29 protein-coding genes and 1 pseudogene are annotated in these 20,406 nt (G+C 38.3%); 17 read left to right on the top strand and 13 right to left on the bottom strand.

The annotated features are described in order from the left end of the window. Positions 1-69: 69 nt before the first annotated feature. The 6 genes from G0028_RS07560 to G0028_RS07535 form a co-directional block, all read right to left on the bottom strand. Positions 70-867, bottom strand: a complete 798-nt coding sequence (locus G0028_RS07560; RefSeq protein ID WP_194088719.1) for a hypothetical protein — start codon at positions 865-867, stop codon at positions 70-72. Then, on the bottom strand, positions 864-2,189 hold the full coding sequence (locus tag G0028_RS07555) for a replicative DNA helicase (protein WP_180045379.1): 1,326 nt from the start codon (positions 2,187-2,189) through the stop codon (positions 864-866). Before G0028_RS07555 ends, G0028_RS07560 begins: the two co-directional genes overlap by 4 nt. Continuing rightward, positions 2,189-3,028 carry a replication protein gene (locus G0028_RS07550; protein WP_227554722.1) on the bottom strand — a complete coding sequence of 280 codons (840 nt, stop codon included), beginning with the start codon at positions 3,026-3,028 and terminating at the stop codon, positions 2,189-2,191. Before G0028_RS07550 ends, G0028_RS07555 begins: the two co-directional genes overlap by 1 nt. Further along, positions 3,025-3,213 carry a hypothetical protein gene (locus G0028_RS07545; protein WP_180045378.1) on the bottom strand — a complete coding sequence of 63 codons (189 nt, stop codon included), beginning with the start codon at positions 3,211-3,213 and terminating at the stop codon, positions 3,025-3,027. The genes G0028_RS07550 and G0028_RS07545 overlap by 4 nt, the downstream gene beginning before the upstream one ends. 47 nt (positions 3,214-3,260) lie before the next feature. After that, the gene (locus G0028_RS07540; protein ID WP_130075340.1) at positions 3,261-3,761 is read right to left on the bottom strand and encodes a phage regulatory CII family protein; all 501 of its coding nucleotides are present in this window, start codon (positions 3,759-3,761) and stop codon (positions 3,261-3,263) included. Between the two features lie 68 nt (positions 3,762-3,829). Next, the gene (locus tag G0028_RS07535; RefSeq protein ID WP_180045377.1) at positions 3,830-4,018 is read right to left on the bottom strand and encodes a Cro/CI family transcriptional regulator; all 189 of its coding nucleotides are present in this window, start codon (positions 4,016-4,018) and stop codon (positions 3,830-3,832) included. 116 nt (positions 4,019-4,134) lie between these two features. Here G0028_RS07535 and G0028_RS07530 point away from each other — a divergent pair, with 116 nt between their 5' ends. Genes G0028_RS07530 through G0028_RS07515 form a run of 4 tightly spaced genes read left to right on the top strand, consistent with a single transcriptional unit; the run spans position 4,135 to position 5,722 of the window. After that, positions 4,135-4,890 carry a S24 family peptidase gene (locus tag G0028_RS07530; RefSeq protein WP_180045376.1) on the top strand — a complete coding sequence of 252 codons (756 nt, stop codon included), beginning with the start codon at positions 4,135-4,137 and terminating at the stop codon, positions 4,888-4,890. 51 nt (positions 4,891-4,941) lie between these two features. Next, the gene (locus tag G0028_RS07525; RefSeq protein WP_180045375.1) at positions 4,942-5,244 is read left to right on the top strand and encodes a hypothetical protein; all 303 of its coding nucleotides are present in this window, start codon (positions 4,942-4,944) and stop codon (positions 5,242-5,244) included. A 38-nt stretch (positions 5,245-5,282) separates the two neighbouring features. Next, positions 5,283-5,504, top strand: coding sequence for a hypothetical protein (locus G0028_RS07520; RefSeq protein WP_180045374.1), 222 nt, complete (start codon positions 5,283-5,285; stop codon positions 5,502-5,504). 44 nt (positions 5,505-5,548) lie between these two features. Continuing rightward, positions 5,549-5,722 (top strand): hypothetical protein, encoded by a 174-nt coding sequence (locus tag G0028_RS07515; RefSeq protein WP_180045373.1) that lies wholly within the window; start codon positions 5,549-5,551, stop codon positions 5,720-5,722. Here the strand turns inward: G0028_RS07515 and G0028_RS07510 are convergent. Next, positions 5,719-5,898 carry a hypothetical protein gene (locus G0028_RS07510; protein ID WP_180045372.1) on the bottom strand — a complete coding sequence of 60 codons (180 nt, stop codon included), beginning with the start codon at positions 5,896-5,898 and terminating at the stop codon, positions 5,719-5,721. The genes G0028_RS07515 and G0028_RS07510 overlap by 4 nt on opposite strands. A gap of 127 nt (positions 5,899-6,025) precedes the next feature. Between G0028_RS07510 and G0028_RS07505 the strand changes: the two genes are divergently transcribed. Further along, positions 6,026-6,229, top strand: coding sequence for a hypothetical protein (locus G0028_RS07505; protein ID WP_180045371.1), 204 nt, complete (start codon positions 6,026-6,028; stop codon positions 6,227-6,229). Between the two features lies 1 nt (position 6,230). Here G0028_RS07505 and G0028_RS07500 read toward each other — a convergent pair whose 3' ends face one another. Beyond that, the gene (locus G0028_RS07500; RefSeq protein WP_180045370.1) at positions 6,231-6,446 is read right to left on the bottom strand and encodes a hypothetical protein; all 216 of its coding nucleotides are present in this window, start codon (positions 6,444-6,446) and stop codon (positions 6,231-6,233) included. Positions 6,447-6,587: 141 nt separating this feature from the next. On the opposite strand from G0028_RS07500, the gene G0028_RS07495 reads away from it, so the two are divergent. The 9 genes from G0028_RS07495 (at position 6,588) to G0028_RS07455 (ending at position 12,284) form a co-directional block, all read left to right on the top strand. Next, positions 6,588-7,349 (top strand): pentapeptide repeat-containing protein, encoded by a 762-nt coding sequence (locus tag G0028_RS07495; RefSeq protein WP_180045369.1) that lies wholly within the window; start codon positions 6,588-6,590, stop codon positions 7,347-7,349. 61 nt (positions 7,350-7,410) lie between these two features. Continuing rightward, on the top strand, positions 7,411-7,875 hold the full coding sequence (locus G0028_RS07490; protein WP_180045368.1) for a hypothetical protein: 465 nt from the start codon (positions 7,411-7,413) through the stop codon (positions 7,873-7,875). Then, complete coding sequence (locus tag G0028_RS07485) at positions 7,875-8,240, top strand: hypothetical protein (RefSeq protein WP_180045367.1); 366 nt, start codon at positions 7,875-7,877, stop codon at positions 8,238-8,240. The genes G0028_RS07490 and G0028_RS07485 overlap by 1 nt, the downstream gene beginning before the upstream one ends. Continuing rightward, positions 8,240-8,971 (top strand): DUF1071 domain-containing protein, encoded by a 732-nt coding sequence (locus G0028_RS07480; RefSeq protein WP_180045366.1) that lies wholly within the window; start codon positions 8,240-8,242, stop codon positions 8,969-8,971. Before G0028_RS07485 ends, G0028_RS07480 begins: the two co-directional genes overlap by 1 nt. A 10-nt stretch (positions 8,972-8,981) precedes the next feature. After that, positions 8,982-10,580, top strand: coding sequence for a hypothetical protein (locus tag G0028_RS07475; protein WP_180045365.1), 1,599 nt, complete (start codon positions 8,982-8,984; stop codon positions 10,578-10,580). After that, complete coding sequence (locus G0028_RS07470) at positions 10,577-10,780, top strand: hypothetical protein (RefSeq protein ID WP_130073635.1); 204 nt, start codon at positions 10,577-10,579, stop codon at positions 10,778-10,780. The genes G0028_RS07475 and G0028_RS07470 overlap by 4 nt, the downstream gene beginning before the upstream one ends. A gap of 9 nt (positions 10,781-10,789) precedes the next feature. Then, positions 10,790-11,134, top strand: coding sequence for a hypothetical protein (locus G0028_RS07465; RefSeq protein WP_180044823.1), 345 nt, complete (start codon positions 10,790-10,792; stop codon positions 11,132-11,134). Between the two features lie 137 nt (positions 11,135-11,271). Further along, entirely contained in the window at positions 11,272-12,066 is a 795-nt protein-coding gene (locus tag G0028_RS07460; RefSeq protein ID WP_180045363.1) for a hypothetical protein, read from the top strand. Then, the gene (locus G0028_RS07455) at positions 12,063-12,284 is read left to right on the top strand and encodes a hypothetical protein (protein WP_130072514.1); all 222 of its coding nucleotides are present in this window, start codon (positions 12,063-12,065) and stop codon (positions 12,282-12,284) included. The genes G0028_RS07460 and G0028_RS07455 overlap by 4 nt, the downstream gene beginning before the upstream one ends. 128 nt (positions 12,285-12,412) lie before the next feature. Here the strand turns inward: G0028_RS07455 and G0028_RS07450 are convergent. The 4 genes and pseudogenes from G0028_RS07450 to G0028_RS07435 form a co-directional block, all read right to left on the bottom strand. Next, positions 12,413-12,865 (bottom strand): annotated as a pseudogene (locus G0028_RS07450) (SOS response-associated peptidase family protein); the annotation flags it as partial. A gap of 121 nt (positions 12,866-12,986) precedes the next feature. After that, positions 12,987-14,210: a CaiB/BaiF CoA transferase family protein gene (locus tag G0028_RS07445; protein WP_180045362.1), complete on the bottom strand. Its 1,224-nt coding sequence runs from the start codon at positions 14,208-14,210 to the stop codon at positions 12,987-12,989. A gap of 50 nt (positions 14,211-14,260) precedes the next feature. After that, positions 14,261-15,685 carry an MFS transporter gene (locus G0028_RS07440; RefSeq protein ID WP_180045361.1) on the bottom strand — a complete coding sequence of 475 codons (1,425 nt, stop codon included), beginning with the start codon at positions 15,683-15,685 and terminating at the stop codon, positions 14,261-14,263. A 244-nt stretch (positions 15,686-15,929) separates the two neighbouring features. Further along, the gene (locus G0028_RS07435; RefSeq protein ID WP_180045360.1) at positions 15,930-17,153 is read right to left on the bottom strand and encodes an acyl-CoA dehydrogenase; all 1,224 of its coding nucleotides are present in this window, start codon (positions 17,151-17,153) and stop codon (positions 15,930-15,932) included. Between the two features lie 253 nt (positions 17,154-17,406). Between G0028_RS07435 and G0028_RS07430 the strand changes: the two genes are divergently transcribed. Further along, positions 17,407-18,348, top strand: coding sequence for a LysR substrate-binding domain-containing protein (locus G0028_RS07430; protein ID WP_180045359.1), 942 nt, complete (start codon positions 17,407-17,409; stop codon positions 18,346-18,348). A gap of 90 nt (positions 18,349-18,438) precedes the next feature. On the opposite strand, the gene G0028_RS07425 is transcribed toward G0028_RS07430, so the two are convergent. Then, entirely contained in the window at positions 18,439-18,777 is a 339-nt protein-coding gene (locus tag G0028_RS07425) for a hypothetical protein (RefSeq protein WP_130072527.1), read from the bottom strand. Positions 18,778-18,899: 122 nt separating this feature from the next. Here G0028_RS07425 and G0028_RS07420 point away from each other — a divergent pair, with 122 nt between their 5' ends. Both G0028_RS07420 and G0028_RS07415 read left to right on the top strand, forming a co-directional pair. Continuing rightward, complete coding sequence (locus tag G0028_RS07420; RefSeq protein WP_180045358.1) at positions 18,900-19,328, top strand: guanosine-3',5'-bis(diphosphate) 3'-pyrophosphohydrolase; 429 nt, start codon at positions 18,900-18,902, stop codon at positions 19,326-19,328. Between the two features lie 142 nt (positions 19,329-19,470). Beyond that, positions 19,471-20,370 (top strand): LysR family transcriptional regulator, encoded by a 900-nt coding sequence (locus G0028_RS07415; protein ID WP_180045357.1) that lies wholly within the window; start codon positions 19,471-19,473, stop codon positions 20,368-20,370. Positions 20,371-20,406: the final 36 nt, after the last annotated feature.

Genomic DNA, 20,406 nt, shown 5'->3' with positions numbered 1-20,406 from the left:
GCATAACGTTCTCACACTGACCACTAACCCAAACTAGGGCGCAAACTGCGATTAAAATTAGGAGTTGTTTCATGCTTCTTCCTTAAACTTCAATACTTTCCAGTCGTTATCTTCTTTCGCAATCTGACAACTGAAAGAACAGTCAATATCTGGTTCGTCTTTGTATCGCCCCATTTTTGGATTCAACTCATCAAGAAAAATAGGACCGTTTTCATTCTTTAAAATTGAATGCCCAATTTCACGCTCAACGATTGCCATGCGCTCAAAAGTCTCAGGAAAATCTTTACGAATCTTGTTCCAATATCCTGCCCCCCCTTTCACACAGCCAATGCAGTTATTATTCATGTACCCAAGCTCATACATTTTTGGAATGCGAATACCTGCGTCTTGAAGCATCGCTAAGCAATCAGCTTTTGTTAAATCAGATTCAATTAACGGGAAATACACATTCAAAGATGGGTTTCTTTCTTCAAAATCTTGCGCTCGATCAATTTCATCCAAGTCGTACCCAAAAACATGCAAGTCACCCTCTTTTTGAAATGAGCCGCGAGGGATGCGTTTCAGTTGAGTCGTGCATGGCGCACCATTCACACCTTTTAAATATCCTTTTTTAAATACTTCAAAAATTGAGTTTTGACCTTCTGGATATTTCGGATTAAAGATTTTGATAATCTCTTGATCAAACCACTGCTGACACTCACCAAAGAAACGCTTATTGTCTGAGTGCTCTTCTTGAATCGGACTATTCGCAATGACAGCGGGAACATTTGGAAAAATCTTCGATGCTTGTTGAAGCATGATTTTTGTTGCAACAGCAGATGCAGCACCACAACTAAACCAACAAACGATTCGTTCAATATTTTTCACGCTGCGTCTCCTTGCATTCCACCTTCAACAATTGACACAAAACGGCAAATGTCTAAGCGGTCCCTAACTCTCGCTACGCCACGCTTGCCATGTCGATTTTTAGCCACAATAATTTCAGTCACACCAGTTGGCAGCTCATCTTCACCGTTGATTGGGTGAGCCAAAATGATCTGATCTGCGTCTTGTTCAATCTGCCCTGATTCTTTTAGGTCAGAAGCCTTTGGGCGTTTGCCTTTTTCTGATTCACGATTCAATTGAGCCAAAGCAATCACTGGGCAATTAAATTCTTTTGCCAATGCTTTTAAATCACGACTGATTGAGCTGACTTCTTGATAGCGATCTTTCTTGCTTGGATCACGAACAAGCTGTAAGTAATCAATTACGATGCAACCAAGCTTTTTGTATTTACGTCTCGCTTTACGTGCATAAGAATGAATTTCCGCAATCGTTGGCTTTTGCTTATCTTCAATATGAATTTTCAACTTGCTAAATTTATGTTGTGCTTCTGCGAAATCCTTAAGCATTCCATCGTAAAGTTCAGCGTTATGGATGTTGTCGTACGGAATACTGGTTAAAGCCGAAATACAGCGATTTGTGAACGTCTCAACGTCCATCTCAGCCGATACCACTAAGACCGATTCTTGATAGCGCAACGCTGTTTGGATCGTCAGCATTTGAGCCAAAGTAGATTTACCTGATCCTGGTCTGCCACCAATGACACAAAAATGACCTTTCTGAATCGTACCCACCAAATCATCAACAGATTTCAAATTGAACTGCACACCTGAGAATGTTTTGCTTGCCTTTGCTTCTGCTTTTTCGATCAGTTGCTTACCCGACAAAATCAAAGCTTCCTCAAAAGTAAAACTTGATTTCTCAGCTTTTTCACTTGCTGTTGATCCATCAAGAATGGTCTCTGCTGCAATATGCACATCAGAGATTGTTAAATCTTTGGCAATCTCTGAAATACTATGCCCGATCTTCTCAACCTCACGATGTGCCTTAAATTTACTAAGTTCAGCAACATAGGTTTCAAGATTGTAAAAACTTGAAGGCGCTTCGCTGGTCATTTGAAATAGGTATTCAGAGCCACCGATCAAATGGATTACATTTTTTTGGTTAAGTTGCTGCTCAACCATCACCAAATCATATGGCTTGTTTTCATGTGCCAATTCTTGAATTGCGTTGAAAATTTGCTTGTGACGTTCAGGAAAGAAACAATCCACATCAATATCATTCGCAACAGTTTCAAATGATTCAGCAACAGTCATCAATGCAGTTAAAACAGCCTGTTCCATCGGGATATTGTGAATATGTGACATTACCAGTCCCCCATGTCTTCAGTGAAGTTTTGAGGGATTACAGGTTGAGATTTAGCAGCCTGTTCAAAAAGTTTCTCAGTGAGTTTGGTGTCACGCTTAATCCACTTCACAAAGTTTGAATACATCTGAGTGTTGTTCAACAAACCATCTCGAATACGATCTTCGTAACAAGGATTTACTTCAAGTAAAATTTCTTCCACTTGGGCTTGATTGATTTTTGGTAATCCTGAACGTTGTAGCCAAGAATTGAGATCTTGTAAGTTTGGTTTCCAAATTTCCAAAACTTCATCGACTGAATTTTCTTGCGCACCCCTTTCTTTAATATTTTCTTTTACTATTTCTTTAACAGAGTGACATTTGATGCTACTAGTTCCAGTATCATTTAATGTTACTAGTGTAGGTACATTTGATGTAACCGCTTTTGATGCACTAGTATCATTTAATGTTACTAGTTCAATTGATAACCTAGACTCAAAAGTTACTTGGTAAGTGGTAGATTTACCCAAATCTTTTGTGATTTTTACAAGATTATATTTAGCTAAATCTGACATGCCCTTGCGAACAGTACGCTTATCTTTAAAGCCAGTTAATTTCAGAATAAATGCCTCACTAAAAGCACTGTTTTCTTTGTGAAATCCCTTGATATGACGATTAAGAAATATCAAGCATTTAATAGCTTCACCACTTAACACAGCTAAATAACCCTCATCACAAACGAAATTCGGCAAAGGTGTATAACCATCCTCTTTTTTTGCCATAGCTTGCCGCTCGATCCTCTTGACTGTATTTGGGTGAACGTCAATATTATCGACAGGTTCAATTTTCATTGCAGTATTCATGCCCCACCTCTTAAAAAATCAAAAAGGTCATAACGTGCTTTGGCAACACCAACAGCATTGTCTAAATTTGGATTTTCCATATTCGCTTTAAGGGCACTTTCAAGAAGCTTGATTTTTTGATCAATCATTCGCTCCCGATAAGTCGCTTGCAGCTTAGGTGGCTCATGTGCTAAATTTGTTTTCATATTCATCTCCGCAAGTATTTGAATTGCTAAAAGCCTGATTCCCAAGATCAGGCTTTTTCATTGTCTACACATGATGTGTATTTCTTCATTTGCTTAAGTGCTGCCAGATCAACAGCTGTTGCTAACTCAATTAATGTTTGTGTGAGTTGATGAATAGTCTCGTATTCTTGTGGTGTCACAACGCCATCTTCATAAGCCTCGTAAACTGCTTTATTGGCTTTGCCTGACTTTATGTTGTGCTGCATCATTGCTTCAAAAACTGACAACTCATGGTGCTTATTTGAATCACAGTCCACAGGAACCAAGGCGTAACCCAATTGATGTGCCCACACTTTTAAAATTTCAGGATTTCGTGTGTACATCATGATTGCTTCGAGTTTCTTTAAACTCGGTAAATGATTAGGCATACCCACATTTCCGTAATTACAGATTGTGTTGTGTGAGTCACCAGTAACCTGAGCAATTTCTTTTGGTGAAATCCCTTGCGTTTGGTTAATCATTTTAAAAATAGCCGTTTGCGCTTCCCGACTAAGTGAAATTTCTTGCATTGTGAAATCCTTGTTTTCTTTCACATATATTTTTTACGAACAAAAATTGATACTTCAATCATCAAATTTTAAGAAACAGGTTTGTTTACAACATGAGGAATATCTGGTTTAAGAATCAAAAGACCTCGAGCCGAAATTTCAGGAACATATTCTCCCCATTGGCTAATTGCAGCTCTAGATACACCCAGACAGCGAGCAAGGTTCGCTGCGTCCGCATATGCAGCAATGGCATCTGCAGTTTTAATGATAACTTCCATCCCGAAATCCAAACAATTAAAATGTTAAGCAAAGTTAACCATACTTTATTTAAATTATCAAGCACACTTAATTATAATAAAGTTAAGCTAGCTTTACTTTGTAAGGTAGAGTTATTATGAGCACCCTTCAGGAAAGATTTGCTTTAGCTATAAAGCACTATGAGGAATCAAGCGGCAAAAGATTCGTTAAAGCCCATCTAGCAGATTATTGTGGCGTAAGCAGACCAGCTGTTTCTGAATGGATTGATAAGAATGTCCAGACTCTCGAGCAGGATAATGCTGAGAAAGCAGCTAAGTTTCTGGGTGTAAATCACAGGTGGTTAAATGGCTTAAGCTCATTAATGTTAGAGGATGTTCATAATTCTTCTAAGAATGCTCAGCAGAATGAAGGTATACCTGTTGTTGCGTGGGAGTCGCCAGATGATTTGGATCCGAATATTTATGTAATTATTCCTCATGTTGAAGTGAAATTTTCAGCAGGTAACGGCTATTTAGCAGCTTATGAGCCAATTCAAAGAGATATGGGGTCTGCGCATTTATTAAGCTGGGTTCACAAGAAAAAAGTATCCCCAAAAAACTTAATAACTGTTGATACTGATGGTGACAGCATGGAACCAAACATTAAAAGTGGCAGTGTTGTTATGCTTGATAAGTCGGTTAATACGCTTGATCAAATTCAATCTGGAAAAGTCTATGCTATTCGTTACGGTAATGAATTGAAAATTAAAAGACTTTCTCGCCGATTTGATGGCGCCTTAATTATCGATAGTGATAACCCGCAATATCAGCGTGAAATTGTTGAACCGGATCAACTTGAGCATATAAGTATTATTGGGAAGTATGTTTCCCACACATATGATGGTGAGATATAGCTCGTCAGTTTTGACGAACTTAACTAAAAACTTCAAATAAATGAGAACACCATGATTGCAACACTCAATAAATCTAAAACCGCGTTAACTATTAATCGTCAAGAGTTTAAGTTGGCATTGGCGAAAATTGATGAAGGGATTAACAAGCAAATAGCTTCACTTAAAAAAGCCAAGCAAAGCTACGATGCTGCTGAAATGGCGCGTGAGGTTATTAATGAGGCAAATATCTTTGAGGCTATTGTTGAAGGCTTTAACGAAGCTGAAGGTACCAGTCTAAAACTAGCTGATATTACTAACCTTGAAGTGGCGCAGGGTTGGGTCGATGATTTTTTAGAGAAGTATTCTGAGAAATAAGTTTTTTAATTAACTTTCGTTAAGTATTGGAGAAAAACGTGGACAACTCAACACTACCAATCAATCAAATTATTACTCGAATTAATGATGCAGCAGCAAATAATGAGGCGATCGTCCTTACAGCAGAAGAAGTAAAAATCTTGTCAAAGGATATTGGAGAAACGTATTTCATACCTGTCTTAACTAATGAGCAGATTGTTCAACTTTGTGAAGAAGGAAAGTTAGGACAACCAATGCTTCCTAAGGAAACAGATAATTAAAACTGCGAACCCGACGCAGCTTACTGATCGGGTGGAGAAAATACATGCCAACAATTGAAGAAAAGCACCTAGCCCTTGAGATGGCAGATAAAATTATCAAAACTCGTCTTGCATGCAAAGGCTCACAGTACATGAGAGAAAATATTCAATCTGGTGATATTAGCTACTGGGAGCAGATTTATAATGAGTGCCTAAAAATCGTTACAAAATCAGACTAAGTATTACCATTAGAGACCTTCTCCATTAGAGCTTTCTGATCACTTGGTTGAAAATCTTTTTGATCAAAAGTAAATGCTTCGGCAATTTTTACATACTCTTGAATTAGTACATGATCTTGCATACCTGATGCAACGTAGATTTTATAAATATCCGCCCTAAATTCAGTTCTAGTCATTTTAATAAACTCCATAACCCACCCAGTGTGGGTTTTCTTTTTAAAAATCCATACTTTCCCTGATATCATGAAGTTGAGACTCTGCACCAACATTGTTCTCAAAACATCCATAAATATCGGAGAAAATATGAAACCTGAAATTATAGAAGCCCTAGCACTTGAGCTAACCAAAGCTAGAATGAAGAATAAAGACAGTGTCTATTCTGACATCCAAAGTGCTGAACTTTGGGTTGAAACCTATCAACAAGCCATGGAAGATATTGAATCTGAGTTTAAAAAGTCGTGCAAAAATAATCCGCCAATGACTGGCGGTATGACTGTTTTTGATTAATTTAAGCCATGCTCTTGATTAAACCTTCGAGAGCATGCTTTTGCTTTTCATTATCGATTTCAACAATAAAATCATCCTGAAAAACATATTTTTCTAATTCTTTTGCTTCTGCAACTGCTTCATCCACTATTAATTTACGAGCCTCAATCAGTTGCATAACGGTGTTGTAACGCCACTCTTTGCGATTCTGAACAATCTTCATCTTAATAAACTCCATCTAACCCATCCTTGTGATGGGTTTTCTTTTGTCTTTTATAGCATAAAATTAAATACACTTTACAATTTAATTGTTAATTGAACTTTACTTTATTTTACTTGTTAAGTATGCTTATCACACCAACCACTCTCCGAGATAAAAATGGAACTTCAAAGTTTACGTCTACAAGCACTACACATTGCAGAGGGCAACATCGAAAAAGCCAAAGCAATGGAAAATTATGTTTTGGGTAATCAGGAAGCTGGAAAAGTGACTGAAGCTCAAGAAAAACCAGTGTCTATTAGCTTAGGCGTGTCAGATGTTAAGCCTACTGATGGCGACTGGAACACTGGCGACTGGAACACTGGCAACCACAACACTGGCAACTGGAACACTGGCGACTGGAACACTGGCTACCGCAACACTGGCGACTGGAACACTGGCGACTGGAACACTGGCGACTGGAACACTGGCAACCACAACACTGGCAACTGGAACACTGGCGACTGGAACACTGGCAACCGCAACACTGGCGACTGGAACACTGGCGACTGGAACACTGGCGACTGGAACACTACGAATTTCAGCAATGGTTTTTTCAATACAGAAGAAGTTGAAATTATTAATGTCTTTGACAAACCGTGCATGAAGTCGGTGTGGGATGAGGTAAATAAACCAGGTTGTTTATATTTTTCTTTAACTCAATGGATTAATGAATCTGAAATGTCGGATGTGGAAAAACAAGAAAATCCTAGTTTTTCATGTACTGGTGGTTATTTGAAAAAATACGACTACAAAGAAGCTTTTACAAAATCCGTAACAGAAGCATCAAAAGAAGATCGTGATTTGATTCGAGCACTGCCGAATTTTAACAATGAAAAATTCTTGGAAATCTCAGGCGTTGATCTAAGTCAACTTGATTAATTAATTAAATGCCCTGCGGTCTTGGCGGATTTCAGGGCAACTCAAATAAGCGAGATAGATTATGAATGCAAAACCAAATTCCATCAACCCCACTGTTACACACAGTGTACAGCCAAAGCGCTTTTTCCAAGTATTCGCGCTCAGTGCTCTAATCACAACTGGTGTAGCTGCTTTCATTCATGAGCCTAAGGCAACTGAATACAAACCGCCTTTAGCATCTGAATACATCCCTTCGACTTATGCTGTGCAAACCGTTGAAATCACATCAATGAGCACAGGCTATGCGGTGATTCAACTTGATGACTTTACTGTGAAGTTCCCTTTTAGCTATGAAGCACATAAAGACAGCAACGGCGTACCAGGTTATGACTTCACAGCTGTAGAAATTAAAGAACTCGGCGAAATCAAAGTCTTTGATGAAAAAGGCAATCCATATCGCGACTTCACCGACCAGATCGACCACCGCAACTTTAATAACGTGCTCGTGGGTTTTATTGAGAAAAATCATTTGGTGGAGGCGATCTGATGGAAAACTCATTGTTTAAAAAACCTGTTTTCTTTTGTCAATTTGACAGTGAAACCGATTTGGGTGCTCGCTACCGTGTGGGTATTGAAGAACCTACTTTCTATGTCTTAAAACCCAAAGCTCAAAAAAATTTTGCTTTAAATGGCTTCTTACAAACTTATGATTTATATCGTGAATACCCAAATTCACTTTATCAGATCCAAGACAATCAGGTTTCAGAAAAGCTAAATAAAATGCTCACAAAGGCGGCTACTGCAAAAGCCAATTCTGATTATTACGAAGTACTGAATAATCTTGGCCACTTTTCATCTCCTGAATATAAACAATGGAAACGTGCACGTCGTGGCTTAGGAGGTAATTACTAATGACTAATCCTAACAACCAAAACTCGTCTGAAAACGTGAATAATTTCTCAAAGCTCGCAGCTATTAATGTTTCTGGACATATTGAAAAGAAAAATGGCTTGTCTTATTTATCGTGGGCTTGGGCTGTTGACCAATTAATGCGCCTAGATCCTCAGGCAAATTGGGTTTTTCGTGAGCCAGTTATTTACCCTGATGGTTCAATGATGGTTCATTGTGATATCACTGTTTACGGGAAAACAATGTATATGTTTTTACCTGTAATGAACTATAGCAATAAGGCAATTGCTAACCCTAATGCTGTTGATATTAACAAGGCAATGATGCGTTGTCTTGTTAAAGGTATTGCTGTACACGGTTTAGGGCTTTATATCTACGCTGGTGAGGATCTACCAGAAGAACAAAAACAAGCAACTATGTACGAGCAAAATCAAGGCTCACAACAATCTAATCAGCAACAAAACCAGAACATGCAACAGCCTGTTCAACAACAAACTACCCCACTAAAACCCAAGGATACTCGAACACAGCAACAGATCTATAACTCTGCCTTAGCTGCAATTCAAAAGACTGAAGATAAGAGTGTTTTGCTCACCGCTGCTAAGACATTTAAAGGCACAAAATATGAAACACATATTAATAATGCCTGTCGTGCTCGAGCAGATCAAATGGGTTGGCCAACAAAACAAACCCAACAAAATCAAAACTCACCACAACAAGCAATGCACCACTGAGGGATAACAAATGGATATTTTAAACGCTAAACAAGCTTTTGAAGCAATGTCATCTGGTCAAGCAGTGTTGTGTCGTGCAGTCGGGCAACTGCTCGACTTTGGCGAGTTGAGTCAGTTCCCTGCTACTGTGTTCTTTGGTGCTGATTACGAGTTTTGCCTTGCACCTCGTTTTATGACGATTGGTCAATTAGATCTAGAAGTGCCTGAGTGTATCCAAGGTGCAGATGATTTAATCAATTCTGCCATGTATTACGCACCTAATCTTTTAGATGTAAATCGTCCTATTGAAATTTTAAGCACGACTGACAATGCTACTTATTTAAAACGTTTGATCGCATCAAAGCTTTTACATAAGACTGCAGATGACGCAATTGCGCATGCACGTGCATTCATTACTTTAAACGGCGGTTCATTAGATCCTATCGAAGTTGAAGCTGTTGCTGAGCCTAAACCAACACCTACTATTGTCATTGGTACACCAGATGACTATTTTGCTTGCATTGAATCTAAAATCTATAAAACAAAGTCACCTGAAGATATTCAAAAAATCAGTGATGAAATTAATGCTGATCCAAAATTAAATGATGATGATCGTAAAGACTTATTCAAAATAATGGATGCATTTCATGCTACGGAAGAAGTTTCTGATCTTGTACCCACTAAGATTGTTGAAAAAAAGCCTATTAAAAAGCGTACACGTAAAGCCAAAGAGCCTGTGGTTGAAGCGGAACCAACACCAAAAAGTAACCCTGCTTTCACCGTTGAAGATGTTGATGCAATAGAGACGGATGCAAACGCAATAATTGAAAAGTTCACCACTCAAATTGCCAATTGCACCACGACAGATGCAGTGCTTTCATTGCGCCCAATATTTCTCGCCAATGGTCATTTGGAGCGTAAACAGCATCAATACTTGTGCAAACTAACTGAAGACAAATTACTTGAGTTAGATCCTGAAACGTATACACCACAGTCCAATATTGAGATTGCAAGCCAAGAAAATGTAACTGTTTCAGAAGACAAACCAAATGAGGATTTTTCTCTAAGTGGTGATGAGGAAAAATCTCGCATAAGCGCTGAAATCAAACAGGACCTAACGTACAAAATTTTTCAAATGAGCGCTGAGGAATTGGATGCCATTACGACTGAGATTCACAACAATCCTAAGTTGATATTTACACACAAAAATCATCTTGATGGGCATATTGAACTTCGTAGAAAAGCTTTGGCTAAAGAAGCAAATGCGGAAGCTGAACGTGAATATCAAACAAAACTTACAGATTTAATCAATAGAGCAAGTCAAGCACAAAGTCCTGCTGAAGCTAATGCTTTGGTTCGATATACAAATAAATGGTCAGCTGAACAACGCCAACCTTTATTACAGGCAATTCATAAACGCTTAAGCGAGTTGAGTGTTGATGCTCAACCTATTGAACAACCACCATCATTGATGGTGCAGATCCAAAATGCACCCGACCTTACCACGTTAGATGCACTAGAAATTGATGTTGGTAGTCGTCATCCAGACATTCAGCCGAAACTCATGGGCTACATTCGTGCACGTCGATTTGAGTTAGAGAATGGACCTAGTGGAGATGCTCAACAATGAAAACAGTCGTCAAAGCTAAAAACCTTCTGGCCTTTCGACTTTGGCTAGAAAAATTGGGATATAAGGTAAAAATTTTAGCCGATGGTAAAGCATTTAATTTCCGCTTTAAAAAACAGTATGGACTGGTCACTAGTGAGTTAAATGGCAATGCTCTTGCTATGGCTTTAGGTGCTGAATTTGAAGAACATTTGAGAAGTTGAGGTTGTGTGATGGGAATCAATCAATTAAAACCTGCGGCAATTGTTCGTGATGAAATGGGCGTTTGGTCACATCCTGATTACTGTGCTTATTTAGACAAACATCATGTAGATGAAGAGTCAATATCTAAGAAAGATTGGGATGAGATGCTTCGGTATTTCAATATTGAGACAGTAGTCTTCTTTTTGGAAAGCTCTGTTTCAAGTGATGATTGGGAAAAGATGATGGATGAATGTGATATTTCAAAATGGAACCCGGTCGCTCCAAATGGATTCTTCTTGATTGATATTCACTTTGGCGAAGATGATGCCTACGCACTTTTTGCACGTGAAATTCGTGCAGAAACCGCAAGCTAACCACGTTTGGCCACATTAAAAATAGTGTGGCCAACCAAGACAAGGAAGTTGTATGCAATGGTTAATTTTTTGGTTAGAAATATTTTTGGTAATTAACGGCTCACTGGTTATACAGTACGAAATATGGAGTTGGTAATATGAACTCAGCAGCAGAATTAAGGCGTTTTAATAACAATCAGGCATTCTTACAGGCTAAGGATAAAATTACAAAAGCTTTAGAAGATGATCCACTTGGCTTATCTATTTCACAGTTAATGACTATTTGTAAATTAAGCATTAAGACTGTAAAAGAGGTTGTGCTAGGTACAGATTTTAAAAGCGAAGATGGTGTATTTTTTTTGGCAAATAAAGAAAAAATTCAACCTGAATTGGTAAATAAGCCGCAGGAAAAAGTTACCAAAAAAGTTGAGACAGTAACCGATACAACAGAAAAAGTTACCGAAAAATCTGAACCAGTGACGAATACGGTAGATAAAGTTACCACTTTGAATGAACCAGTTACCAAACCTGAAAAAACATTCTTACAGCGTATAGAAGAAATGTTTCTCTTTCATCCTGAAGGTGTGACTTTAGGTGAAGCACTTGAAATCTTGGAATGCGATCGTAAAAAATTTGACAGCCAACTTTGGTCATTCAAGAAGAAATACTTCAATGTTGAACTCAAAGAAGTTGCTGATGGCATAAAACGATATGTGCCATGTAAAGAACCTAAATTAAGCAATCTTGAATCAGATCTGCCATCTGCAGCAGATTTACTGAAATCTCAAATTTCAACAGTTGTGACACGTAAAAGCCAATTATCGTTAGATGTTAATCAGTTAAAAATTCTTTTGTCTGAAATTTTTGGATTAGATGATATTCAGTTTTGGATCGATCATGGGCAACTAACTGGTGTTTATTTGGTTGGCGAAGTAAAGGAGGAAATTCGATGAATATCACTATTGATTTAACCAATACTGAGAGACGCGTATCTACTGCTGAGTTTGCTCTACGTATGAATATCTCTGAAAAGGAAATATATGCTCGAATTAATGACGGTCGTATTCAACAGCCCTATAAAGATGGTCGTAAAAACTATTGGCTAAATAGTTATGTTTTGGGATGTATTGTTAATTCGGATAATGCTAATATTTCCACATTAGATGCATAAAAATAAGTATCAAGAAAGGTCGCATTCAGCGATCTTTTTTTACAATAAAAATAAATGTGAGTAACATAGTGAGTAATAATAACAATAAACAAAAACATAAGTATAAATATCAATAATTTAATTCAACAATAATCAATTGCATCCATGGTCAGCATACATGCCGAACGGATAATCTCTCCATTGATCTTGGTGATTTCATACAATGCGGCAATAAAAAAAGCTTGACCATCTTTACGTTTTACGCCCCAACGCTGCGCTTTTCCATTGATATACTTCGCCTCATAAAACTCTGTGACTGGAATCAGTCCAAATTTACATTTGAGCAATGCCTCTCTAAAACTGGCTTTTTCTAATAGCGTTTCATTTCGTGCATTATAGGTTCGTTTTGCAACATCTCGACTTTCAGCCCATTTTGGAATCAAACCAAAATTGACCAACCGCCACTCCAGCCCTAGCGCTGATTTAAACAATAACGGCGTTTGGAAACTAGGGTATATTTCTTCAGGATATGAAAATGGAATTTCTGGTAAATTTAAATCGGCAATTTGCGCTAAAGTTGCTGGTTTATAATTTGCACACATAATCTAAAACACAATCATGATATTCGTATGACCGTATTTCAACAGATTACGTGTGCTTTGCAAAGTTAACTTTAATAATGATGTGTCTGACATCACACAAATATGGGGATTTCATCCCTATTTATCCATTTTCAATAATGCCTTGTTCACACAAATTATTTAGGTATTCTTTAGAATAAAATTCTTGTAAAACATGTTGGGTATGTTCTCCTAGACGCGGGGGGGCTCGATGATATTGGATAGGTGTACCTGACATTTTGATAGGCGATGCGATGACTTTAAAATTCGGATTAAAAGCATGTGGAATATTAACCACCATCTTGCGATGTCGAATTTGCGGCTCATCTAGCGCATCCGCAATTGAATTAATTACCCCAACAGGAACTTTCAGCGCATGAATGGCATCAACCCAATGCTTGGCAGTATTGCTTAGAAAATACTCTTCCAATAGAGCAATTAATTCAGCACGATTTTTCACACGGTCTTGATTGCGAACATAGTTTGGATTGTCTAATAACTCAGGTTTACCAATCGCAATACACAGATCTTTGAATTGTTTATCATTCCCACATGCAATAATAAATGCTCTATCTTGCGCCTGAAATGTTTGATAAGGCACAATATTTGGATGACTATTGCCCATACGTTTGGGTACAACACCTGAAGTTAAATAGTTCATGCCTTGATTGGCTAAAGCCGCAACCTGAACATCAAGTAATGACATATCAATATGCTGTCCCTTTCCTGTTTGATGACGAGATAATAACGCCGCTTGGATCGCAATAGTTGAATACAAACCAGTCTGTAAATCGACCACAGCCACACCTACTTTTTGTGAGCTTGCACCTCGCTCTCCGTCTTTTTCTCCTGTAATGCTCATCAACCCTGACATACCTTGGATAATAAAATCATAACCAGGCTCTTCAGCACGTGGACCATCTTGCCCAAAACCTGTGATCGAACAATAGACCAATTTTGGATTGATTTGACTTAATGTCTCGTAGTCTAAACCGTATTTGAGCAAAGAACCTGCCTTAAAATTTTCAATGAGCACATCGGCTGTTTTCACAATTTCCTGAATAATTTTTTGACCTTCCGCAGAAGAAATATCCACAGCAACCGACAATTTGTTACGATTTGCACATTGGTAATAACCCGACTCTTTGGTTACTTGTCCATCTTGATCTAACATCCAAGGGGGTCCCCACATTCGGGTGTCATCCCCTACTTTTGGTCGCTCAATCTTGATAACTTCTGCGCCCAAATCTGCCAAAATTTGCCCACACCAAGGTCCGGCTAAAACTCGGCTTAAATCTAAAACTCGAATTCCTTGTAATGCACCCACTTTTTATTCCTCTTAGACAAGGGCATTTTATTGCCCTGACTGCTCATATTTTAAGTTACGACTTGATTGGTTTTTTTCGTTGTTTTTAATGCTTGATTGTTTACAGTATTATGCTCAACACATTCAGACTGTTCAGTGGACACCAAACTTGATTGTTGTGGGTCATACTGACGCTCACAAATAAATAAAGCGGGGATCACACCTGCAATAAAATATGCCGTGCCCATCACAATAAATGCCATAGTGAATGAACCGCCTGCTGCGATCATGCCAATCGTTGCTGGCGCAATTGCTGCACCTAAACGTCCCATATTGTAAGCACCACCAATTGCAGTACCTCGTACATCTGTCGAGAATGATTCTGCCATATAGGTTGCATTTACACCGTATGGAATACCGTATAAAAATCCAAAAGTAACCAATAAATAAGCAATATTATCTGGCGTATTAAAGAAAATAATCACGGGGAAAAATGCGGCTGTCGCGACTGTACCAAAGACAAATGTTACTTTTCGTCCTAATTTATCTGCTGCATAACCTGCTAATATTTTCCCTAAAATCATCGCGGTATAAGCACCCACCATATAACCAGTCAATGATTTGAAATTCATGTGCAATTCAGTTTCAAGATAGGTCGGCATCCAGTTATTGACCCCGTAATAACCAAATTGTAAAAATGCAGCTGTCATCATCCAAAATAAAAACATTTTGCGGTGCTGCATATTGCCAAATATACGCTTGTAAATACTTTCACTTTTAACTTGTGACTGCTGAACATTCACAGACTGAGTAAGTTGTAAGTCAACTCCTTGTGCCTGTTTAATCTTCGCTTCTTGCCATGTTGCTGGCTCAGGCACAAAGCGCATGAAAATCAAAGCAAATCCTGCTGGAATAATGGTCACATAAAACAACATCCGCCAACCATGTTCAGGAATAATTGCCCCTGCCATCAAGGTTGCCACGATATAACCTACAGTTTGACCTGTTTGTAAGGTACCTAAAACCGTGGTTCTATATTTGGTGGGAACATACTCAGCCATCAGGGTATTACACGCCATGTATAATGAACCTAAGCCAAATGCTCCAATAAAACGCAACACCATAAACTGTTCATAACTTTGTGTTATTCCCAAAATACACGTCATGATTGAAAAGAAAACCACCGACCATGCAATCGTCCTTACACGACCAAATTTATCACATGCCCAACCACCAGAAATACCACCTAAAGCCATCCCTGCTAGCGATGCACTGCCTAACATACCCGCTTGAAATGTCGTTAAACCAAACTCAGCTTTTAAACTGGTTAAACTGAACGACAACAGCATGATATCCACACCATCAATCACGAGAGACACAAAAGCAAAAATAAATGCCAACTTCCATGTGCCACGATGAATCTTATGGGTTGTGCCTACATTCGATGGTAGTTTATAACTGAGTACATTGGACTCAGTATTTAAATCTTTATTCATTCCTTTACCTCATTTTCCCAAATGAGTCATCGCAATTCCGTTGCTCTACATCGACCTAAATCTTTGTCATTTTTTATTCTATTTATATTCAAAATTTAGACTGTTACATCTGTAGATTCTCAAGAGGTTATTCACGATGAATCCTTTATGTTTTTCTATATTGACCTTTTTTCAGGCATAGGCGCTCTAAGGATGCTCAATGAGGAACACCCTAAAGAATTTTAAAAATTTGATTTAAATAGATTTAATTACAAAATGCAGCAATACCCGTTTGCGCGCGGCCTAAAATGAGTGCATGTACATCGTGCGTACCTTCATAGGTATTGACCACTTCAAGATTAACCAAATGGCGTGCGACACCAAACTCATCACTGATACCATTTGCCCCCATCATGTCACGTGCGACACGGGCAATATCCAGTGCTTTACCGCAGTTATTACGCTTAATCAATGACGTCCCTTCAACTGATGCAATCCCCTCATCTTTCATACGACCAAAACGCAATGCAATTTGCAAACCAAGTGCAATTTCAGTTTGCATATCTGCTAATTTTTTTTGAATCAATTGATTCGCTGCCAATGGACGACCAAACTGTTTACGGTCCATGGTGTATTGGTGTGCTGCATGCCAACAAAACTCTGCTGCACCCATTGCTCCCCAAGCAATCCCATAACGTGCACTATTCAAACAGGTAAATGGACCACGTAAACCTCGAATTTCAGGGAAGGCATTTTCTTCAGGAACAAAGACATTATCCATCACAATTTCACCCGTGATCGAAGCACGTAAACCAACTTTGCCGTGTATTGCAGGTACTGAAAGCCCTTCCCATCCTTTTTCAAGAATAAAGCCTCGAATCTCGCCTACATTGCCCTCAGCAGACACTTCTTTTGCCCACACCACAAATACGTCTGCGATTGGGCTATTGGTGATCCACATTTTTGTGCCTGTTAAACGATAACCACCATCCACTTTTTTGGCACGTGTAATCATACTCCCGGGATCAGAGCCATGATCAGGTTCAGTTAAGCCAAAACAGCCGATGTATTCCCCTGTTGCCAGTTTAGGTAGGTACTTTTGTTTTTGCTGTTCTGAACCAAATTCATTGATCGGTACCATGACCAATGAGCTCTGCACACTCGCCATTGAACGATAACCTGAATCCACACGTTCAATTTCACGTGCGATCAGACCATAACTCACATAATTTAAGCCTGCACCACCGTATTGTTCAGGAATCGTCGGTCCCAATAGCCCTAATTCCCCCATTTCACGAAAAATAGATGCATCCGTTTGCTCATGACGAAACTGTTGTAAAACACGTGGCATCAATTTGTCTTGAGCATAGGCTTGTGCTGCATCTCGAATCATACGTTCTTCTGATGTTAATTGTTGCTCGATCAAAAACGGGTCTTGCCAATTAAATTGTGCATGTGATTTCTTAGTTGAATTTAACATTTGATTCATTGCGTCCTCTGCAAATAATATGTTTGGCTTCTATCTGATGCTATGTCCAATTTAAATTTCTTTCAAACGATTAATTTGCATCTAGATATTCCATTTTCGCATAACTTATGTTTTTATAAATCACAAGATTCAATCGATTCACAGTGAATTTCATCACAATATTGATCTATATCAAAATATGTAGATAATGCATTTATCTTAAATTGTATTGCATTTTCAATCTATTATTTAAATAAAAAGCATGGAAATGGTTATGCGTAGAATGATTCCATCATTACAAGCACTACTCTGCTTCGAAGCTGCTGCAAAACATTTAAGTTATACCTTTGCAGCACAAGAGCTGCACCTCACTCAAAGTGCCGTTTCAAGACAAATCCAACATTTAGAAGACTATTTAGGCTTGGCGTTGTTTAACCGTACCCGCCATGGTGTCGCACTCACGCATGCAGGTGCACAATATTATCAAACGATCAAATCTCATTTACTCGCAATTGAACAAAGCACTTTAGATTTAATCTCACATAAAGGTCTAGGAGGCACACTCAAATTAGGTGTTGTCCCCACTTTTGCAACACGTTGGCTATTGCCGCGACTATATAAATTTAATGAGATTCATCCTGAAATTACCATCCATTTAGAAACCAGTACCAAACCTTTTTTATTTAGTGAACATATTTTTGATGCCGCAATTTATACAGGCACGGCGCAACAAGTTGAAAATTGGCCTGATACCAAAGCACATTATTTGCTTAAAGAAGAAGTTGTACCTGTATGTTCACCAAGTTTAATTTATAAGTATTTTCCTGAACTTCAAGCAACAAAAATCACTGATATTTCTCTGAGTGCGGCACAAATAGCCAGTCTACCTTTGCTGCAACAAACCACACGTCCAAACATTTGGAAAGAATGGTTCGATGTATCGGGCTATGACCATCCCCATGCTCAACATGGACAACGGCATGAGCTTTTTTCTATGCTCGCAGTGGCTGCAACACATGGCATGGGTGTTGCCCTCATTCCCCAAACCTTGTTAGAAAAAGAACTTAGCTCTGGTGAGTTAATTATTGCATCGAAAATTCAATTAAAAGGCGTACGTTGCTATTATTTTGTCTACTCAGCACAACATCAAAGTCCTTTAATCGCTAAATTTGTAGAATGGTTAGTACAAGAGGCTGCGCAAACACAAACGAAATAGTCCTATCGTGTGCAACAAAATATTCTATATCTATAATCACTTAGATTTCAGATTTGAATATTTTGTTGCATATTTCAACTGATTTAAATATTAAATTACAGCATTTGGGCTAAAGCCAATATAGCGATATAAACCTTCTACCCCTAAATCCATTTTAAACATTTGATAATCAGCATAAGTTGCTTGTGAAATTTCAGCAAAAATCTGAATGCCTTGCTCATCATTGGCATGGATTTCATCTACAGTGCGTGACATACTTTGCTCAAAGCAATCTGAGATAAATTCAAAGCCTAAATCCATCGCAATAAATAAAGTATGTTCACAGGGTTGAATATATTGTTCTTGCGACCAATCCAAAACGGCATGTTGGCAATAAGGACATGTTACATTTTGCTCAGGATTATTGAGCTCAATCAGTTGAAAAGCCATCTTTTTCAGCACAAAATAAAACGCTAGTTTAAACGATTTTTTCGCGAGTTCGAAATATTGATCACATCAATTTATCACTTTCCAATCACAGCGCCTACATGATCGATCAACAAAAGGATTTTATGTCAACCATCGAAAAAGCCATTGCTTTCGCTGCAAAAAAACATGCAGGACAAGTCGACAAAGGGAATCAACCGTATATTTTCCACCCATTGCGTTTGATGCTCAAAGTTAAAACACCACAACAACAAATCGTCGCGGTATTGCACGATATTTTAGAGGATACCGATACAACCCTCGTCGATTTAATCTCTTTGGGATTTGAGCAAGAAATTATTGATGCCATTCTTGCTTTAACCAAAAAATCAGGTGAAAGCCGTATTGATGCTGCATATCGCGCTCATCAAAATCCGATTGCCTGTGCAGTTAAACTCGCGGATATTAACGACAATATGGATTTATCAAGTATTCCACATCCAAGTGAAAAAGATTTACAGCGCTTAGAAGAATATAAGAAGGTTCATGCTATATTGCGTTCTGAAATGTTGTAATCCATACATTTTTATAGTGTAGAATCTGTAGGTCAACATTCATATTTTAAAATGAAACGACAATTCCTACATATTTTATGCATTGACATGTAATCACTCATTATTTTTAAAATACATCATTCTCATATTTTTGGAATCATTAATGCTCTCTGATTTAGATGATTTTTACTGTTTTGCCTTGGTTGTTGAACATGGTGGATTTAGTGCAGCAGAACGGGCAACAGATATTCCTAAATCAAAACTCAGCCGCCGTGTCTATAACCTAGAAGAAAGCTTAAATGTACGCTTAATTCAACGCAGTTCTCGACATTTTGCTGTGACTGAAATTGGTATGAATATTTACCGTTATGCCCAAGTGATGATGAATGCGGCACAATCAGCACATGATTTAGTCGATCATCTCAGTGAACAGCCTCGCGGTTTAATTAAAGTGAGTGTTCCCGTTTCCATTGCACAAAATGAGATTGCCCGCATTTTACCAAATTTTTTAAAAAATTATCCCGAGATTAAGGTACAACTTTTAGTCAGCAATCGCCGTGTCGATATTATCAATGAAGGCATTGATCTCGCTTTACGTGTACGTGACAATCTTGATGATGATCCAAATTTAGTATTACGAAAATTTGAACAGATTGAACAGCATTTATTCGCAAGCCAAGCCTATTTAAATGAGTTTGGTCTGTTAAAAAAACCTGAAGATTTATCTGAACATCGTACTTTAAGTATGATGGATGAACATATTGACCAACAAATCGTATTGCATGATGAAGAAGGCCATCAGAAGAAAGTGAAGATCAACCCTGTCATCATGGGTTCTGATCTACTGATGCTCGCAAAACTTGCCAGTCAAAATTGTGGTGTCGTACTTTTGCCTGATTCTATGGTCGAGGACTATGTGGCAACAGGACAATTAGTAAGAGTTTTACCTAATTGGAAAGTACCACAAGGGATTTTTCATGCCGTTTATCCTTCTCGCCGTGGCTTATTGCCTGCTGTACGAGTATTTATCGACTATATAGTTGAACATTTAACAAAAAGATAGTGTTTACTGATTTTGAATCGCAGTTTATTGCAGCTA

This window comes from Acinetobacter piscicola (assembly GCF_015218165.1).
Taxonomy (GTDB): Bacteria; Pseudomonadota; Gammaproteobacteria; order Pseudomonadales; family Moraxellaceae; genus Acinetobacter; species Acinetobacter piscicola_A.
Note: the sequence above shows the minus strand (reverse complement) of the source record. Positions and strands in the feature narration are given on the sequence as shown.

What these genes read in the sequence shown, in the direction of transcription:
- G0028_RS07485 (WP_180045367.1), top strand. Translation starts at nt 7,875, where the DNA reads ATGGAAAACTCATTGTTTAAAAAACCTGTTTTCTTTTGTCAATTTGAC.
- G0028_RS07500 (WP_180045370.1), bottom strand. Translation starts at nt 6,446, where the DNA reads ATGGAGTTTATTAAGATGAAGATTGTTCAGAATCGCAAAGAGTGGCGT.
- G0028_RS07470 (WP_130073635.1), top strand. Translation starts at nt 10,577, where the DNA reads ATGAAAACAGTCGTCAAAGCTAAAAACCTTCTGGCCTTTCGACTTTGG.
- G0028_RS07420 (WP_180045358.1), top strand. Translation starts at nt 18,900, where the DNA reads ATGTCAACCATCGAAAAAGCCATTGCTTTCGCTGCAAAAAAACATGCA.
- G0028_RS07460 (WP_180045363.1), top strand. Translation starts at nt 11,272, where the DNA reads ATGAACTCAGCAGCAGAATTAAGGCGTTTTAATAACAATCAGGCATTC.
- G0028_RS07535 (WP_180045377.1), bottom strand. Translation starts at nt 4,018, where the DNA reads ATGGAAGTTATCATTAAAACTGCAGATGCCATTGCTGCATATGCGGAC.
- G0028_RS07430 (WP_180045359.1), top strand. Translation starts at nt 17,407, where the DNA reads ATGCGTAGAATGATTCCATCATTACAAGCACTACTCTGCTTCGAAGCT.
- G0028_RS07425 (WP_130072527.1), bottom strand. Translation starts at nt 18,777, where the DNA reads ATGGCTTTTCAACTGATTGAGCTCAATAATCCTGAGCAAAATGTAACA.
- G0028_RS07550 (WP_227554722.1), bottom strand. Translation starts at nt 3,028, where the DNA reads ATGAATACTGCAATGAAAATTGAACCTGTCGATAATATTGACGTTCAC.
- G0028_RS07455 (WP_130072514.1), top strand. Translation starts at nt 12,063, where the DNA reads ATGAATATCACTATTGATTTAACCAATACTGAGAGACGCGTATCTACT.
- G0028_RS07530 (WP_180045376.1), top strand. Translation starts at nt 4,135, where the DNA reads ATGAGCACCCTTCAGGAAAGATTTGCTTTAGCTATAAAGCACTATGAG.
- G0028_RS07545 (WP_180045378.1), bottom strand. Translation starts at nt 3,213, where the DNA reads ATGAAAACAAATTTAGCACATGAGCCACCTAAGCTGCAAGCGACTTAT.
- G0028_RS07525 (WP_180045375.1), top strand. Translation starts at nt 4,942, where the DNA reads ATGATTGCAACACTCAATAAATCTAAAACCGCGTTAACTATTAATCGT.
- G0028_RS07505 (WP_180045371.1), top strand. Translation starts at nt 6,026, where the DNA reads ATGAAACCTGAAATTATAGAAGCCCTAGCACTTGAGCTAACCAAAGCT.
- G0028_RS07465 (WP_180044823.1), top strand. Translation starts at nt 10,790, where the DNA reads ATGGGAATCAATCAATTAAAACCTGCGGCAATTGTTCGTGATGAAATG.
- G0028_RS07515 (WP_180045373.1), top strand. Translation starts at nt 5,549, where the DNA reads ATGCCAACAATTGAAGAAAAGCACCTAGCCCTTGAGATGGCAGATAAA.
- G0028_RS07490 (WP_180045368.1), top strand. Translation starts at nt 7,411, where the DNA reads ATGAATGCAAAACCAAATTCCATCAACCCCACTGTTACACACAGTGTA.
- G0028_RS07555 (WP_180045379.1), bottom strand. Translation starts at nt 2,189, where the DNA reads ATGTCACATATTCACAATATCCCGATGGAACAGGCTGTTTTAACTGCA.
- G0028_RS07480 (WP_180045366.1), top strand. Translation starts at nt 8,240, where the DNA reads ATGACTAATCCTAACAACCAAAACTCGTCTGAAAACGTGAATAATTTC.
- G0028_RS07440 (WP_180045361.1), bottom strand. Translation starts at nt 15,685, where the DNA reads ATGAATAAAGATTTAAATACTGAGTCCAATGTACTCAGTTATAAACTA.
- G0028_RS07415 (WP_180045357.1), top strand. Translation starts at nt 19,471, where the DNA reads ATGCTCTCTGATTTAGATGATTTTTACTGTTTTGCCTTGGTTGTTGAA.
- G0028_RS07495 (WP_180045369.1), top strand. Translation starts at nt 6,588, where the DNA reads ATGGAACTTCAAAGTTTACGTCTACAAGCACTACACATTGCAGAGGGC.
- G0028_RS07510 (WP_180045372.1), bottom strand. Translation starts at nt 5,898, where the DNA reads ATGACTAGAACTGAATTTAGGGCGGATATTTATAAAATCTACGTTGCA.
- G0028_RS07475 (WP_180045365.1), top strand. Translation starts at nt 8,982, where the DNA reads ATGGATATTTTAAACGCTAAACAAGCTTTTGAAGCAATGTCATCTGGT.
- G0028_RS07540 (WP_130075340.1), bottom strand. Translation starts at nt 3,761, where the DNA reads ATGCAAGAAATTTCACTTAGTCGGGAAGCGCAAACGGCTATTTTTAAA.
- G0028_RS07435 (WP_180045360.1), bottom strand. Translation starts at nt 17,153, where the DNA reads ATGAATCAAATGTTAAATTCAACTAAGAAATCACATGCACAATTTAAT.